Source organism: Streptomyces sp. McG3, from assembly GCF_018619185.1.
Taxonomy (GTDB): Bacteria; Actinomycetota; Actinomycetes; order Streptomycetales; family Streptomycetaceae; genus Streptomyces.
Map to the genome: position 1 here is coordinate 22,921 of NZ_JAAXYC010000057.1, position 11,630 is coordinate 34,550.

General features: G+C 74.2%; 9 protein-coding genes. 6 read left to right on the plus strand and 3 right to left on the minus strand.

The window, feature by feature from the left end; translation table 11 throughout:
- Nucleotides 1-337 precede the first annotated feature (337 nt).
- On the minus strand, nt 338-2,479 hold the full coding sequence (gene ligA, locus HET64_RS12580) for an NAD-dependent DNA ligase LigA (protein WP_215104874.1): 2,142 nt from the start codon (nt 2,477-2,479) through the stop codon (nt 338-340).
- 216 nt (nt 2,480-2,695) lie between these two features.
- On the opposite strand from ligA, the gene HET64_RS12585 reads away from it, so the two are divergent.
- From HET64_RS12585 to HET64_RS12595, 3 genes are all read left to right on the plus strand, one after another.
- Nucleotides 2,696-3,634 carry a DUF1996 domain-containing protein gene (locus HET64_RS12585; protein WP_215104876.1) on the plus strand — a complete coding sequence of 313 codons (939 nt, stop codon included), beginning with the start codon at nt 2,696-2,698 and terminating at the stop codon, nt 3,632-3,634.
- 88 nt (nt 3,635-3,722) lie between these two features.
- On the plus strand, nt 3,723-4,358 hold the full coding sequence (locus tag HET64_RS12590) for a DUF305 domain-containing protein (protein WP_215104878.1): 636 nt from the start codon (nt 3,723-3,725) through the stop codon (nt 4,356-4,358).
- A gap of 34 nt (nt 4,359-4,392) precedes the next feature.
- Nucleotides 4,393-5,445, plus strand: coding sequence for a LacI family DNA-binding transcriptional regulator (locus tag HET64_RS12595; protein WP_215104880.1), 1,053 nt, complete (start codon nt 4,393-4,395; stop codon nt 5,443-5,445).
- An 87-nt stretch (nt 5,446-5,532) separates the two neighbouring features.
- Here HET64_RS12595 and HET64_RS12600 read toward each other — a convergent pair whose 3' ends face one another.
- Nucleotides 5,533-7,671 (minus strand): phage holin family protein, encoded by a 2,139-nt coding sequence (locus HET64_RS12600; protein WP_251145229.1) that lies wholly within the window; start codon nt 7,669-7,671, stop codon nt 5,533-5,535.
- A gap of 301 nt (nt 7,672-7,972) precedes the next feature.
- On the opposite strand from HET64_RS12600, the gene HET64_RS12605 reads away from it, so the two are divergent.
- Both HET64_RS12605 and HET64_RS12610 read left to right on the plus strand, forming a co-directional pair.
- The gene (locus HET64_RS12605) at nt 7,973-8,755 is read left to right on the plus strand and encodes an MBL fold metallo-hydrolase (protein WP_215104884.1); all 783 of its coding nucleotides are present in this window, start codon (nt 7,973-7,975) and stop codon (nt 8,753-8,755) included.
- On the plus strand, nt 8,752-9,390 hold the full coding sequence (locus tag HET64_RS12610; protein ID WP_215104886.1) for a DedA family protein: 639 nt from the start codon (nt 8,752-8,754) through the stop codon (nt 9,388-9,390). Before HET64_RS12605 ends, HET64_RS12610 begins: the two co-directional genes overlap by 4 nt.
- A 6-nt stretch (nt 9,391-9,396) precedes the next feature.
- Here the strand turns inward: HET64_RS12610 and HET64_RS12615 are convergent, their stop codons facing one another.
- Entirely contained in the window at nt 9,397-10,629 is a 1,233-nt protein-coding gene (locus HET64_RS12615; RefSeq protein ID WP_215104888.1) for an aminotransferase class I/II-fold pyridoxal phosphate-dependent enzyme, read from the minus strand.
- Between the two features lie 381 nt (nt 10,630-11,010).
- Between HET64_RS12615 and HET64_RS12620 the strand changes: the two genes are divergently transcribed.
- The coding region (locus tag HET64_RS12620; RefSeq protein ID WP_215104889.1) for a phosphatase PAP2 family protein at nt 11,011-11,630 on the plus strand (620 nt) is incomplete at its 3' end.

An 11,630-nucleotide genomic window follows, 5' to 3' on the forward strand; every position in this document is an offset into this window, starting at 1 on the left:
TTCTCCTCGGTCAGGTGCGCGGAGCCCGTGAAGTCCGTGAGGCCCGCGAACTCCGTGAAGCCCGTCGGGTGCTCCGGGTCCGCGGGGAACGGGAGACCTTCGGCCCGTACCGGCGTTCTCGGACGACGGGGGGACGGCGCGACCCGGTCGCTGTCCGTCGTGCACAGAACGCATCGTCCCTCACCCCCGGCCGCCCATCGCAGCCGCCCACGCACCCGTCGGCCCCACTGATAGTGAGGCACGACCGAGCCCTCACTATGCAATACGGGGTGGTGGAACGCCACTTCCTCACTGATTCACAGGCGCACCAGCGCGGCGCGCACGGCAGTCGGCCGGCTCAGGCCGCCTCCCCCGCCGCCAGGAAGGCGCCGACCAGCTCCGCGAACTCCTCCGGCGCCGCGATCCGGACCCCCAGGCCCTCCGCCTTGGCCCGCTTGGATCCAGCCTTCTCACCGGCCACCAGCAGCGTCGTGCGCTGGGAGACGCTGGAGGACGACTTGCCGCCCGCCCGCTCGATCAGCTCGTTCATCTGGTTGCGCGACAGCTTCTCCAGCGCTCCGGACATCGCGCCCGTGACCACCACGGTCATCCCCGCCAGGGGCAGCGCGGAGCCGGCGCCGGCGTCGCCACCGGCCTCCGCCTCCGCGTCCGCGCCTGCCGTCGCGGCCGCCTCCTCCGTCCCCGGCTCCGGGGGCGGGGTCGCTCCCGGCTCCGTCATGGACACCCCGGCCGCGACGAGCTTGTCGATCAGCGGCGCCAGCTCCATCAGCTCGGCGACCACAGCGGCCGCCTTCTCCTTGCCGATGCCGTCGACCCGCTGGAGTGTCTCCACGTCGGCGGCGACGATCCGGTCCATCGTGGCGAAATAGCGCGCGATGCGACGCGACATGGAACGCCCCGTGCCCCGTACGCCCAGGGCGCAGAAGACCCGGGACAGCGGCCTGGTCCGGGCGGTCTCGATGGCCGCCAGGAGGTTGTCCGTGGAGGTCTCGCCCATCCGGTCGAGGGCGAGCAACTGCTCCCGCTCCAGGGTGAACAGGTCCGCGAAGTCCGTGACGAGGCCCGCGTCGACGAGCTGGACGACCCGGGTGGAGCCGAGGCCCTCGATGTCGAGCTGATCGCGCCCCGCCGCATACGAGACGGAGGCGACCAGACGGCAGTTACGGCCCCGCGTGCAGCGCCAGCGCTGCTCGCTCGTGTCGATGTCGGAGCCGCACTGCGGGCAGCTCTCGGGGAAGGCGATGGGCGTCTCGTCGCCGGTGCGCAGGTGCACCACGGGGGCCTCGATGCGCGGGATGATGTCGCCGGCCTTGTAGACCATGACCTGGTCCCCCAGCCGCAGGTCGCGGCGGGTGATGTCGGCCGGGTTGTGCAGGGTGGCGTAACCGACGGTGGAGCCGTCGATCTCCACCGGTTCCAGGACGGCGCGCGGCGCGATGATGCCCGTGCGCCCGACGTTCCACTCGACGGACAGCAGGCGGGTGATCTTCTCCACGGCGGGCAGCTTGTAGGCGATGGCCCAGCGGGGCGCGCGGGTGCCGGAGCCGGCCTCGCGCTGGTCGGCCGCCAGATCGGCCTTGATCACGATCCCGTCGATGCCGAACGGCAGTGAGGCGCGCAGGGAACCTATCCCGTCCACCCGAGCCTGGACCTCCTCGACCGTGGTGGCCCGGAGCGGCGCGACGTCGGTGCCCGCGGCCGTGTGCACGCCGAGCTCGGCGACGTACGCCAGGACCTCGCTGTGGGGCAGTTCGGCGAGGGTCCCGGCGAGCTCCCCGGAATCGGGCAGCGGCAGCGCGCCGTAGGCGAAGAAGGTCGTCTCCACCCGGTAGGCGCGGTCCTTGGCGCGCAGGGTGCCCGCCGCCCCGTTGCGCGGGTTGGCGAAGGGGGCGCCGCCGTGTTCCGTACGGATCGCGTTGCCCTGTTCGAACTGCTCGTTCGTCATGAGGATCTCGCCGCGCACCTCGATGGTGACCGGGGCGGCCAGCCGCTCCGGCAGGCCGACGACGGCGCCGGCGGCATGCGAGACGTCCTCGCCGGCCGTGCCGTCGCCCCGGGTGATGAGGCACTCGAACCGGCCGTCCCGGTAGCGCGCGGCGACTGCCAGGCCGTCGAGCTTCGGCTCCACGCTCCACGCGGTGACCGGCCTGCCGATCCGCCGCTCCAGCGACGCGGTCCAGGTCACGAACTGCTCGGCCGAGAACACGTTGTCCAGCGAGAGCATGGGCACCGTGTGCGGCACGTCGCCGACGGCGGCCCCGCCCGCGACCTTGCCCGTCGGCGAGTCGGCGAGCACCTCCTCCGGGTGGTCCGCCTCGTAAGCGGCTATTCCGCGCGCCAGCCGGTCGTAGGCGTCGTCGTCCAGCGCGCTCTCGCCCGTGGCGTAGTACGCGGCGGCGGCGAGGGAGGCCTCTTCCACCGCGGCGGCATAGGCGGCGACATCGGCGAGCACAGCAGCTGAGTTCGTCATGGCCACCATTCTTCCGCCCACCACTGACAACGCCCTCGGTCCCTCTCCCGCCTCGATCCAGGGAGAGCGCTCTCCCGCGCGCAGACTCTCAACTCGCCGTTGATCAGGCCCTTTTGTTGAGGCTGCGCATTCTCTTGACATGCACACGAGGCGATCCTACGTTCCTCCGAGAGAGCGCTCTCTCGCACACGCAAGGAATCCCCCACTTCCCCGGACAGGAGTGCCGTGCTCTTCCGCCATCGACGCAACCCCGACCACCGCCGCCAACGATCCCTGCCGCCCTGGCGGTACAGAATCGCCGGACTCGCCGCGGCCGCCCTCGCCCTCTCCTTCCTCCAGGCCAACGTGGGCAACGCGGCGGCCGAGCGGGCCGCCGCCGAAACCGCGCCGAAGGCCGCCGCCGACGTGGTGCGGGTGGCCGAGTTCCTCGCGGAATGCCCGTACACCCACCGGGCCCCCGACGACCCGATCGTCTTCCCCGGGCTGCCGGGCGCCTCCCACATGCACAGCTTCTTCGGCAACGACACCACGCACGCCGGTTCCGATCTGGCCTCCCTGGAGCGGGGCCGCACGTCGTGCGCCCCCGAGACCGACCTGTCGTCGTACTGGGTCCCCACCCTCTACGACGGCGACAAGGAGGTGGAGCCCACCGGGACCACCTTCTACTACCTGGGCGAAGGCGTGAGCGACGATGTCATCCGCCGGATCGAGCCCTTCCCCAGGGGCCTGCGCATCGTGGCGGGCAACGCGAAGGCGACCGGCCCGCAGGACAACACGATCGCCCGCTGGTCGTGCCTCCACGCCGGTGAGGTGAACCCCTCGCAGAACTTCGTCAACTGTCCGCCCGGCACGATGATGGAGTCCTACCTGGACTTCCCGCAGTGCTGGAACGGCACCGATCTGGACTCGGCCGACCACAAGAGCCATATGGCCTACCCGGTGGCCGGAAACTGCCCGTCCACGCACCCGGTGCCGGTGCCCAAGCTCCGGCAGGTGCTGCGCTATCCGGTGAACGGCGACCCGGCCCGCTTCCGGCTGGCGTCCGGCCCCGGCTACACGATGCACGGCGACTTCTTCAACGTATGGCCGGAGGAGGAGATGGCGCAGCGCGTCCGCGACTGCATCAACGCGATCGTCAAGTGCGGTTTCGACGGCAAGCCCTGACCTGCCGTCACCATCGCTCCTCGCACCACGTCCGCCCCCGAGCCCTGCTCCGGGGCGGACGCCCTCCCCTCCCGTACGAGGACAGCTCATGAACCCCATGGACCTCCGGCCGATCCACCGGGCCGCCGCCCTCGGTCTGCTGCTCGCGGTGGCGCTCGGCGGCGCGGCCGGCTGTTCGTCGGCGGCGGGTACCGCGCCCCGTACCGCGGAGGCGCGGGAGTCCGCTCCGGGCGTCACCCCGGGGCCGTCCGGCACCGCGTCCGCCACCCCCACCGACGTCGGCTGGGTCCAGTTGATGACCCCCATGAACCAGCAGGCGGTGAAGCTCCTGACGCTCGCCGCCGAGCGGGCCGCCGAACCGCGGGTGCGCGCCTTCGCGGTGCGGCTGCGCACCGGGCAGGAGGCCGAACTCGGCCGCCTGCGTCCCCTGTTGACCCGCATGGGGTTGCCTCTCACCGATGTGCACGCGGGGCACGACATGCCCGGCATGGTGACCGGACAGGACCTGGAGGCCGCCCACGCGGCGGAGGGCCCCGCGTTCGACCGGTTCGTCCTCGCGCGGATCCGGGACCACCTGCGCCACTCCGCACAGGTGTCGCGCTCCGAGATCACCGCGGGCGGCCGGGCGGACGCCCGCGAACTGGCCCGCGCCCTCGTGACGGCCCGCGAGACCTTCCTCGCCGAGCTGGAACGGCTGCCGGGCGCGGTGCGGCCCCTCGGCTGAACGGGGCGGCCGGCCTGCGGGTATAAAGGGCTGCATGACAGCCGAAGTGCCGCAGCCCGTACGCCCCGCGACCTTGGAGGACGTGGCGGCCGTGGCCGGTGTGTCACGGGCGACGGTGTCCCGGGTGATCAACGGGGCGACCACGGTGGACCCCGCCCTGCGCACCGTGGTCGAGGAGGCGGTGGCGACCACCGGTTACGTGCCCAACCGGGCCGCCCGCTCGCTGGTGACGCGGCGCACCGACTCGGTGGCCCTGGTGGTCTCGGAGCGGGAACGGCGGCCGATGTCCGAGCCGTTCGTCGGCCGGATGTTCTCGGACCCGTACTTCGGGCGGGTCGTCAGCGGGCTGCTGGAGGTGCTGCGCCCCGCGGGCATCCAGATGGTCGTGATGCTGGCCGACGACGAGGCGTCCCGGGGCCAGTTGCTCTCCTATCTGCGTCACGGCCATGTCGACGGGGTCGTGCTGATCACCACGCACGCCGACGACCCGCTTCCCGGGCTGCTCCAGGACACCAGGATGCCCGCCGTCCTCGCGGGCCGTCCCCACCGTCCCTCCCCGCTGGCCTATGTGGAGGTGGACCAGCACGCCGGGGCGCGGCTGGCGGCCGACCACCTGGCCGCGCTGGGGCGACGCCGCATCGGCACCATCTCGGGACCCCAGGACATGCCCGCGGGGCAGGTGCGGCTGACCGGTTTCCTGGAGGCCGTGGCCGCCCACGGCATCGACGACGTGGCGTGCGCCGAGGGGGACTTCACGCATCTGGGCGGGGCCGCGGCGATGCGGCGGCTGCTGGCGGACCGCCCCGACCTCGACGGGGTGTTCATCGCCTCCGACCTGATGGCCCTGGGCGCGCTCCCGGTCCTGCTCCGGGCCGGGCGCGATGTGCCGTCCGACGTGGCGGTGGTCGGCTTCGACGACAGCAGCGCGGCGGCCGCCTGCGACCCGCCCCTGACCACGGTCCGGCAGCCGGTGGAGGAGATGGCCGCGGAGATGGCCCGGCTGCTGCTGAAGCAGATCGGCGAGCCGCGCGGCCCCTCGCCCTCCGTGCTCTTCCCGCCGACGCTGGTACGACGGCAGTCGGCCTGATCGGGCGGCAGGCGGCTGGCCGAGAGCGAATCACCGGGGAGCGACGCCCCTGCCGGAAATCGGGCCTGTCGGAGGACGGTCCGCCGGTCAGGCCGTCGTACCCGGCGCTTCCGGCACCGGGGCGTCGCCCGGGAACGGCTCGTCCGCCAGGCCCGCCCCGCCGAAGCCCTCGGCCCGCACCGGTACCTGGGGGCCGGAGGACTCCTGGAGCCAGCGGGTCAGCACCCGGTGCACCGCCTCGGCGCCCACCAGCCCGCCGCCCGGCGGCACGGGTGCGCCCTCCGCGGTCTCGGCGGCCACGATGTCGAGCGGGTCCGTCAGCGCGCGCGGCCAGAGCAGGAACGGCCGGGACTGTTCGCCGCCGAGGCCGCCGTGCGAGCCGACCTGCTCCTCGAAGGCGTGCACGGTCCCGGTGGCGGGGTCGTACATGGAGTTGACCATCACGTCGGCGACGTGCGGGAAGGTGTCGGTGCGCCGTACGGCGGCGGCCGCCCCGACGCCGAAGACCGCGAGCGGCCCCTCGCCGTCGGTCAGTTCGGCGACGGGCACTTCGGCCCCGCCGGGCCCGAGCACCACGGAGCCGTGTTCCCCGGCGCGGACGAGGACGAACCCGATCCCCGGATGGTTGGCGAGCGTGGAGAGCAGCGCCGGGTGGCGGCGCTCGATCTGTTCGCGGGAGGCGCGGCCCTCGATGTCGGGGAAGGAGATCAGCCCGAGGTTGCCGGAGGCCAGCACGATCGGGTCGGAGAGCTTGGCCGGGTGCTCGGCCTCCTGCCCCTCGACGGGGCGGTGCAGGGCGATCCGCACCGCGTCGCGGGCCTCGGAGGCGCTGCGGGTGCGCTGGGCGCGGCGGGGCACGGGCAGCCCGCAGCCCGCCCGGACGAGGTCCTTGAGCGTGAGCCCGTACTTTCCCGCGAACGTCTCCCCGGGGCTCTGGCCGTGGTCGGAGAGAAGCACGATGCGGTAGGCGCGCGGGGTGTGGTCGGCGATCTTGGCGATCAGGGCGAGGGACCGGTCGAGGCGTACGAGGACCTTCTCGGCGTCGCGGCTGTGCGGCCCCGAGTGGTGGGCGACCTCGTCGTAGGCGACGAGGTCGGCGTAGACGGCGGTGCGTCCGGCGAACATGTCGCCGAGGACGGCGGCGGCGACCACATCGCGCTCCACGACGGTCGCGAAGGCGCGGATGAAGGGGTACAGCCCGCCGCGCTTGATCCGCGGGGTGACCTTCCGGGCGCGGGCCCGGGTCGACTGGCCGATCTCGCGGAGGACCTCGGCGACGAAGGACAGGGCCGTACGGGTGGCGTTGGCCGGGTCGGAGAAGTAGGCGAAGTATCCGGCGCGGGAGCGGCGGCCCTTGCCGCGCCTGGCGGCCATCGAGAGCACCAGGGCGAGCTGTCCGGCGCCGCCGCTGAAGAGGTTGCCCCGGCTCGCTCCGTCGACGGTGAGCAGACCGCCGTCGCGGGTGCGCTCGATGGCCCGGCGCTGCATTTCGAGGGCGCTCGCGGGACGGCTGGAGACCATGACGGTGCGGGTCTCCTTCTCGTACCAGCGGAACGCGGGCACGTCGTGGTTGCTGCCGTGCAGGATGGCGAGCTGGCTGGCGCCGGTCTGGCTGGACCAGTCGGTGCGCCAGGGGGTGAGCCGGTGTCCGGAGGAGTCGTCGAGCCAGCCGGCGACGGTCGGCATGAGCCCGTCGGCCGCGGCCTTCACCAGGACGTCGTGGCCGACTCCGTCGAGCTGGAGGAAGACGGTGCCGGGCGGTCCGTCGCGGCCGGGTTCCGGCGGGCCCGGGGAGCGGCCGCGTCGGCGGCGCCGGTCGGCGAGCCGGGACAGCCGCCGGCGGTAGGCCTCGTCGTCGCGGACGGCGAGGGCGGTGGAGGTGGCGGAGGCGACGGCGGACATCACGGCGGCGACGACGACGGCCGTCTCCGGGTTGGCGTCGCCGCGCCCGTCCGGGATGAGGCGCAGCGCTATCAGCAGCAGCGAGCCGTTGAGGAAGAAGACCAGGGCGCCCAGGACGAGCGCGGGCACGATGAGCAGGGCCCGCACGAGGACCGGCCAGACCAGGGCCGACAGGAGGCCGAAGGCGCCCGCGCCCCAGACGGCGGTGAAGGCCGTCTTGGTGATCGTGTCGCCGTCGTCGGACTGGAGCTGGAAGTCGGGCAGGGCTCCGGCCAGCACGAGCATGGTGAGGGTGGACACCGCCCAGACCGCGATCACCCGCATCAGGGCTCTGCCCGCCGTACGCCACTTCCCGTCACCCACGCCGGTCCACCTCATGCCCTTCCGTCCCGGGCCCCGGTCGTCCGAAGCCTGACCTTCAGCTTTTCACAGCGCCGGCGGGGGTCAGCGGCTTCGTGGGAGCCTCCGAGGCTCGGCGGGACGGTACGGGGGGCGCATAGGCTCGTACCGGCAGCGCGGCCTGACCCGGCCGCGCGCGCCGCACCGGGACCAGTGATCAGGGATGCACAGATCCCGGCTACGGATGACTGATGACTGATGACGAGGATCGAGCGAGGAGGCCGAGGTGCCGGTGGAGATCACCTGGTGGGGTCATGCCACCTGCACGATCGAGGACTCGGGGGTGCGGGTGCTGACCGACCCCCTGTTCGTACGGCGCTTCGCGCATCTGCGCCGCCGCCGGGGCGAGGTACCGCCACCGCAGGCCGCGGTCGCCGAAGTGGTGCTGGTCTCCCATCTGCACTCCGACCATCTGCATCTGCCGTCGCTGGCCCGACTGGCTCCCGGCAGCCGGCTGGTCGTGCCGAGCGGCGCGGTCGCGGCCGTGCCGGGTCTGCGGGCGCTGCGGCGGATGCGGCAGCTGCACGTCACCGAGGTGAGACCGGGCGAGACGGTGCGGGTCGGCGAGGTGCGGGTGCGGGCGGTCCCCGCCCTGCACGACGGGCGGCGACTGCCGGTCGGGCCGCACCGCGCGCCGGCGCTCGGCTATGTCGTCGAGGGCGAGGCACGGACGTACTTCGCCGGGGACACCGGGCTCTTCGACGGGATGGCCGACGCGGTGGGGCCGGTGGACGTGGCGCTGCTGCCGGTGGGCGGCTGGGGCCCCTACCTGGGCCACAGCCATCTGGACCCGGCCCGCGCCGCCGAGGCGCTGACCCGTCTGGCGCCGAGGTCCGCGGTGCCGGTGCACTACGGCACGTACTGGCCGATCGGTCTGGACGGGGTGCGCCCGCACGAGTTCCACGCGCCGGGCGACGAGTTCGTACGGCACGCGGCGAAGCGTGCGCCGGAGGTGACCGTGCATCTGCTGGGGCACGGCGAACGCGTCAGGCCGGAGGCCGGCCGGTGATCCAGGAGATCCAGCAGGTGGTGCGGGAACTGCCCACCGAGTCGACCCAGCAGGCGGTCGGCTATCCGACGCTGTTCGCCCTGGTGGCGCTGGGGTCCTTGGTTCCTGTGGTGCCCACGGGGGCGCTGGTGAGTTCGGCGGCGGTGGTGGCCTTCCACCAGACGTCGCCGCTCACCCTGCTCTTCGTGTTCCTGACGGCGTCGACCGCCGCGTTCCTCGGGGATGTCTGCCTGTACTGGCTGGGGCAGCGCGGGGTCCGGTCGAAGAACGGCTCGAAGTGGCTGGAGGCGATCACCCGCCGGGCCGCGCCGGAGCGGCTGGCCCAGGCGCAGGAGAAGCTGGCGGAGCACGGCGGGACGGTGCTGGTGCTGTCCCGTCTGGTTCCGGCCGGGCGGATCCCGGTGATGCTGGCGTGCCTGCTGGGCGGGATGCCGTTGCGGCGGTTCGCCCGGGGCGATGTTCCGGCCTGCCTCGCCTGGGCGGCGACGTACCAGTTGATCGGCATCCTGGGCGGTTCGCTGTTCCCGGAGCCGTGGCAGGGGGTGGTCGCGGCGGTCGCCCTGACACTGCTGATCAGCGGGGCTCCGGCGGTATGGCGCAGGCTGCGGTCGCGGCTCGGCCCCGAGCCCTCGTAGCCGCGCTCAGCGCAGCGCGCCGAACACCGCCGCGAAGCTGTCCAGCGCCCGCGCCACGTGCGCGAGCTCCAGGGGCTCGGCTGCGGTGAGGGACTCCGTCTGCTGCTGCGGCGTGGCCCCCAGCAGCGGTCCGGTGCCCAGGCGTACGCGCAGCGCGCCCAGCTCGTCCCCGAAGCGGTGTCCGCCCGGGGCCGGTGCGCCGAGCCGGTCGGTGAGGTACTCCTCCAACTCCATGGAGTCCGTCACGCCCGCGCCCGCCAGCCGCGCGCGCAGCGGCCCGAGGTCGGCGTAGAGGTGGCGGCCCGCCTGCGGGGGGCGGGCCAGCGCGCCGGAGCCGAGGACCACACGGTGGGCGGCGGCGGCGACCTCGGCCTGGAGTGCCGCGGCGCTCCGAATCCGCTCGCGCACGGCCTCCGGCTCCTCCAGGGCGTGGGCGGCCGCGTGGGCGACCGGAGTCGCGACGAGGGCGCCGAGCGCGGTGAGGATGTCCAGGGTGCGGGCGTGCCGGACGGCGGCCCGGGCGGTGTCCGGGAAGCGGGCGACGGCGACCGGCCAGGCGGCCGGTACGAGGGCTCCGGACAGGTCGGCGATCACCGTGACGTCGTCCGGGCACATCTCGGCGGGGCTGAGCAGGACGGTGTCGCGGGACCGGTGCACGGTGTCGCGCCAGGTCTCGTCGCTGATGATGTGCAGCCCTTCGCCGACCGCCGCCTCGCACGCCTCGTGGACCAGCTCGGGCGGGGCGACGGTGGCCGTGGGGTCGTCCACGACGGAGAGCAGCAGCAGTTTCGGCCGGCCGCCCTCCGCACGGACCCGGCGGACGGTCTCCAGCAGGGCGTACGGGTCGGGCACGCCGCCGCATTCGGCCGGGGTCGGTACGTGGTACGCGGGACGGCCCAGCAGCCGGGCCTGCGGCATCCAGGTGGCCGGGCAGGGGCGCGGCATGAGGACGTCGCCGCCGTGGGCGCCGATCAGGGCCAGGAGGAGCGGCTGGGCCCCGGGGGCGGCGGCGATGCCGCCCGCCGCCCCGTGCAGTCCCCGCCGGTCCCAGTAGCCGCGGGCCGCCTCGCGCAGGAGGGCCCCTCCACCGGGAGGTTCCGGGCGGGTCCGGGCGGAGGCGGCGGCGAGGACGGCGGCCAGCTCCGGGAGGACCGGAAGGCCGGGGTCGGGGGCGGGCGGCCCGTAGCGGACGGGGCCGTGGTCCTGGTGCGCGGGTGCGTGGTCCTCGGTCCCGTGCATCCGGCCCTCCTCCGCCGCTCTTCGCTGCTTCGCCCCGCGTCCGCGGCGACTCCGGCGTCTCCGCCGCGCCGCCCGGAACATCGGGTCCCGGGTCCGGAACATCGGCTATCGGGTCCCGGGTCCGGTCCGGGTGCTCCGGTTTCGTCTGCCGGGTCGGTCGACGGCCCCGGCTTCTCCGTCGACGGCCCCCGGCTTCTCCGGCTTCTCCGGCGAGAGCCCCTGGCTTCTTTATACGGAGGTTCCGGGCGGCCCGCCCGCCCAGTCGCGCGCCCGCTCCGGGGCCGTCGCCGCGTGGCTGTTCCGCCGGTCGGTGGCGGCGCGTGGCCGGGGTCTCAGCGCGCCTGCTGGTTCAGCGTGGCCCGGCCGGGTATTCGCTGATCCATGTCCTCACCGAGAACCGCACCCGCCACCGTCAAGACCACCGCTCCCGCCGTCGCCCGGGTGCGCGGCTGGCTGCAGGAGCGGGATCTGGCCGTCTTCCGGAGCGTCGCGGACCGGCACTGGCCGGGTGCCGATCCCCTGCTGCCGAAGCTGAGCCGGAGCGCCAACCACGGGCTGCTCTGGTTCGGGGCGGCGGCCGGGATCGCGGCCCTCGGCAGCAGCGCGCGCTCACGCCGGGCCGCGCTGCGCGGGGTGGTGTCCCTCGCCGTGGCCTCGGCGGCGATCAACACGGTCGGCAAGGGCGCGGTGCGCCGCGAGCGGCCGATAGCGGACCTGGTGCCGGTGGTGCGGCAGCTCAAGCGGCAGCCGATCACCACCTCCTTCCCCTCGGGCCACGCGGCGTCGGCGGCGGCCTTCGCCACCGGGGTGGCCCTGGAGTCCAAGGGCTGGGGCGCGGTCGTGGCCCCGGTCGCGGTGGCCGTGGCCGCCTCCCGCGTCTACACCGGGGTCCACTATCCGAGCGATGTGCTGGCGGGTGCGGCGCTCGGCGTGGGGGCCGCGTTCGCGCTGCGCGGGGTCGTGCCCACCCGGGGCCAGCTGCCCGCCCCCGGCCGCCCGCC

What these genes read in the sequence shown, in the direction of transcription:
- HET64_RS12590 (WP_215104878.1), top strand. Translation starts at nt 3,723, where the DNA reads ATGAACCCCATGGACCTCCGGCCGATCCACCGGGCCGCCGCCCTCGGT.
- HET64_RS12595 (WP_215104880.1), top strand. Translation starts at nt 4,393, where the DNA reads ATGACAGCCGAAGTGCCGCAGCCCGTACGCCCCGCGACCTTGGAGGAC.
- HET64_RS12600 (WP_251145229.1), bottom strand. Translation starts at nt 7,671, where the DNA reads ATGCGGGTGATCGCGGTCTGGGCGGTGTCCACCCTCACCATGCTCGTG.
- ligA (WP_215104874.1), bottom strand. Translation starts at nt 2,479, where the DNA reads ATGGTGGCCATGACGAACTCAGCTGCTGTGCTCGCCGATGTCGCCGCC.
- HET64_RS12615 (WP_215104888.1), bottom strand. Translation starts at nt 10,629, where the DNA reads ATGCACGGGACCGAGGACCACGCACCCGCGCACCAGGACCACGGCCCC.